This window comes from Aeromonas sp. sif0611 (assembly GCF_019218845.1).
Taxonomy (GTDB): Bacteria; Pseudomonadota; Gammaproteobacteria; order Enterobacterales; family Aeromonadaceae; genus Aeromonas; species Aeromonas media.
The window spans coordinates 1-228 of record NZ_JAHUWU010000078.1; the positions used below are offsets into that span (position 1 = coordinate 1).

General features: G+C 67.5%; 1 protein-coding gene. It reads left to right on the forward strand.

Annotated elements, in window-relative coordinates:
* On the forward strand, positions 1 to 228 hold a 228-nt coding region (locus KW824_RS20850), incomplete at both ends, for a VCBS domain-containing protein (RefSeq protein WP_218410913.1).

The following is a 228-nucleotide window of genomic DNA, read 5'->3' on the forward strand; positions in this document are numbered from 1 at the left end:
CCGAGCACACCGTCACCATCACCATCACCGGCGTCAACGACTCTGCCGTGATCGGCGGCACTGACAGCGGTGCGGTCACCGAAGATGAGGCCAAGCCGACTCTGACCGAGACCGGCACCCTGAGCGTGACCGACGTGGATGGCGCCGATGAAGCCAAGTTCCTGGCCGGCAACGGCACCCCGAGTGCGGGTGCGCTGGGTAGCCTCGCCATCACCGAGACCGGCGCCT